We start from the raw sequence: 3,644 nt of genomic DNA on the forward strand, positions 1-3,644 counted from the left end.
TCAGAGGGGTGACAGATATTCCTTTCTTTTTATATAGGCTTATGAAATTGTGTGCTTAAGAGAGTAGGCTTGCAACTGGGTTTTAGGACTGACCCAAAAGAAATCAATATCACTTTCTTCTTGTCATTCTTCAAGCCTTCTGTTAATGTGTCCAGTACATTCACAGACATCTCATGGCATCTTCACGTGAAAAGTCTAAGTATATTCCTACCATTTGAAAGAAACTTAGGAAAGTTGGTTTACAGTTTGCTGTCATATCTGTCATACCATTTTTACTTATTACCATCTGGTACTTAATGCTTTACGAGAAATGTTAAATATGACAGCAAATGAATTTAAAACTAAATTAGGGGTTTATGTTGTGTTTGCCTTTGTAGTCTTCTCTCCATCTCCGCATGTTTCTTATTTACGCAAAAGACTATATAAAGACCACATGAGTTTACTACAAGCTATAATAATAGTCCTTAATTTTGGCAGCCATCAATTTTCTTCTGGCAATAAGAAAATCAGGATAATCAGAGTAGTCCATATCCACGATTTGTTCGGGTATGCAGTTCTCTGCCATGTTAGTCTTTAGACAATTTAGATCTGTTATATTACCGTAGCGAGCATTACCTTCTTCACATTGTTTTATTGCATTGGTGAAATATACATTCGGAGCAGCATCAGAAATGTCTTTATTTACTTGTGTATCAAGATAAGTGAAGTTGGCTATCTGATTGTATTGTATCTTCTCATTATAGCCATTATTGCGCAGATATTGTTTAGGGAATATATGGTGGACATCGCCTATCAAAGTGATTAAATACCCCACTTTAGTTCCGTTACAAAATAAAGCATTATTACCTTTGTATATCTGTGCTGCAAGAAACACATTGAAGAATGGACTGTTAATGACTTGTGTTTCGAGCTGTTGCACCAATCGAACATTCCAGAATGTATCGGAAAGATTAGCTTCTTCTACTTCTTGAAAGAAGGGTAAGAACCCTTTCTCACGAATACGTTTTATATCAAAGTCCATTTGTGTCTCCGGAGAACCTGTATATCTACTTGTTAATGTTGACATAACAAACCATTTTGCAACATAATGCTTTGTCTGACTCCTTTCGATTGTAGTATCATTATTCAATAACAAGTACAATGTATAGGCAAAGTCCATTGTCATTTGAGAGTTAATCAGCTTGTTAGAGATAAAGCCTGCCGCTTTCATACCAAGTATGAAATTTGAGAAAGTGTATTGGTTCATAAAATCCATAACCCCTTCGCTTAATTTGGTAAACGACTCTTCTGCTATTTGTGCTTTATATTCTCGTGTCTCAAAATCACGTCCACCAAGAAGACTTACGAGGTCTTTTAGCTTTGCACGACCGAACTTATACATAAATGCTATACGCAGGATGTCGTTATAATCAGGGTCGAAAATAGATGCTCTATCATCTTTCAACCATTTCAGTCTACTTGCGTATGGTGTCTCCATAAATAACGTGTCTTGAGCCATTTCATTGTACCAATCGGGCTCTACTGCTAAATGTGAGAAATAGTCAATAGCCTTGCGTAATGCGTTACCACCATATTCTGTATTGGCGGCAATCTTTGACATAGCAAAATCGGCTTGGTTTAGTTTAGCACCTTGACTATTAATACGAATAAAGATATCAGTTACTTCATCAATATTCAAGTCCTTGTTAAGTGTGATAACTCCAATCTGACGATTCTTGATATCCAACAGACGCATTAATATCCTATTCATTTCTGAGCCGTTGACTTCTGGGTTCTGCTGACAATATTCGTTCACAAATGCCCATTGGTCAAAGTCTGGCTTGAATAAATTTGCGACATCAGCTATCCATCTCTTGTCCCTTAAAATCGCATTATCTTGCACTTTAAAGATTTCTTCTTCATTCTCTTCTGATGCTTGAGGATTAAATGCAATCTTAATTCTTCGTTTCTTGAAATCATTAGTTAAGACCTCAAGCCCAGCAATAGCTGTCATTAATGCCGTAACACGCTGCTGACCATCTATCATTATCTTCTTACCCAATGATAGACTCCCATCTTTCAACTTCATATCAGGGCTTTGTGAAATAATCAGATATCCCGTAGGATAACCTTTGTAAAGTGAGTCTATCAAGTCTCTAACCTGCCGAGGTTTCCATACGAATGGGCGTTGGATTTCTGGTATAGCAATCTCTCCAGACTTTATGTAACTTAAGATTTGATCGAGAGAAATGTTAGATGCGTTATATTTTTCGGTCATGATTGTTTTATTGAAGCTGTTTATAGATGAAAATTAATTTTTAAGTTCACCTAAGTAAGCATACTCTTGTTTGTATCGCTCAATACGTTCATAATCCTTTTTTGCTGGATTAGGAATACGAGAAAGGTCCATATTGTGAGTTAGGTCGTGTATCTTTACGGCAGTTGCAAGGGTATTCTCTTTTATACGATGAATATATGTTTCTCTGTTAGGTGCAAGATGATGATTGAGTAAATGTAAAGCATCGGTAAGTTCAAGCCTATCGGTATCAGACAAGGGAGTTCCTAATTTATCATCTAACAAGTTAAGCACTTCCTCAACGGAATAGGGAGTATCTTCACTTGCATCGTGCAGATAACCCACAACCTGCTCTTGCCATGTACTGCCCATTTGGGCAACAGCTGTAAGATGGCCAGTGAAATAATCAATCCCAGCCTTGTCCACCTGTCCTTTGTGTAACTCACGAGCTAACTCAGCAGCACATTGTACGATGTTCTCTTCCTTGTTGACTAACATAGTTAAAATTTAAGTTATATGTAATAGAATCTCTTCACTATCTACTATTCACAATACAAAGGTACATCTTTTTTGTGAATATATCAGTCCCATTAAGCAATAATAGAAAATAATTTATAGGTATGTTCTACGTGACATGCTACTGATAGCAATAATATATGACGAAATTGTACCAAGTAGTATTTTTCATGTGATGAGCAGATTAGAACAGTTGTGGAGATAAGAATTCCAAAGGGTTTGTGGTTGTCTGTATAGAAATTTTAAGCACACATTCTGCATCTGATAAAAATCTCCCCAACGAGTGCAATAGTTGAGTACCTCATCAATTATTTCGTCAGGTACAGAAGAGCAAGACAACTTGTGTTCATCATGTCCCTTTTGTCCTCCCCTGGATTCTTACCACTTGGCTTGCGGAGGCTTCTTGTTCTTCTGACAACCTCATCCTTCATACGCTCCTTGTTTGGGGAGTACTGCTGTTGTTAGAAGTTCTTATCAGAGTTTTCATACTTGGCCAAGCGTTCCCGTGATTTGTAAGTTCCATATCTTTCTTGCGAATTTGGAGGTTCAGGGCATTTATGTTACGGTTTAATTTGATAATCTCGGCATACTGCTGATTGACAGTTTCACGCAACAGTCGCATCTCTTCCGTTATGCCATGTAATACTTTAGAAATGTCCGTAACTTGCTCTTCCATAGATTTAAAGGTATAAATACTTTCTGAAATATGTAAAAACAAGCTTCTTTGTTGCCTTTTTATGAAGATTTTAGAGGAGAGACGCAGAGTCAACCAGCAAGTGCAAAATTACAAAACGTGTTTAAAGAACTCACACTTTGGAGTAGAAAAGTTTAATTTTTCTCTTGGTCTTTCGTT

The 3,644-nt window shown here is 36.9% G+C and carries 3 protein-coding genes; all 3 read right to left on the reverse strand.

The genetic code is table 11. The features are described 5' to 3' along the window. Nucleotides 1-442: 442 nt before the first annotated feature. Nucleotides 443-2,257, reverse strand: a complete 1,815-nt coding sequence (locus tag CHB62_RS14295) for a GmrSD restriction endonuclease domain-containing protein (protein ID WP_089367349.1) — start codon at nt 2,255-2,257, stop codon at nt 443-445. A 33-nt stretch (nt 2,258-2,290) separates the two neighbouring features. Next, nucleotides 2,291-2,773, reverse strand: a complete 483-nt coding sequence (locus CHB62_RS14300; RefSeq protein ID WP_089367350.1) for a phosphohydrolase — start codon at nt 2,771-2,773, stop codon at nt 2,291-2,293. A 445-nt stretch (nt 2,774-3,218) separates the two neighbouring features. Beyond that, nucleotides 3,219-3,467, reverse strand: coding sequence for a hypothetical protein (locus CHB62_RS14305; RefSeq protein ID WP_240616191.1), 249 nt, complete (start codon nt 3,465-3,467; stop codon nt 3,219-3,221). Nucleotides 3,468-3,644: the final 177 nt, after the last annotated feature.

The sequence above is a fragment of the Prevotella jejuni genome (genome assembly GCF_900187995.1).
Taxonomy (GTDB): domain Bacteria; phylum Bacteroidota; class Bacteroidia; order Bacteroidales; family Bacteroidaceae; genus Prevotella; species Prevotella jejuni.

Coding starts and splice junctions, on each gene's coding strand:
- CHB62_RS14295 (WP_089367349.1), bottom strand. CDS start 2,257: ATGACCGAAAAATATAACGCATCTAACATTTCTCTCGATCAAATCTTA.
- CHB62_RS14300 (WP_089367350.1), bottom strand. CDS start 2,773: ATGTTAGTCAACAAGGAAGAGAACATCGTACAATGTGCTGCTGAGTTA.
- CHB62_RS14305 (WP_240616191.1), bottom strand. CDS start 3,467: ATGGAAGAGCAAGTTACGGACATTTCTAAAGTATTACATGGCATAACG.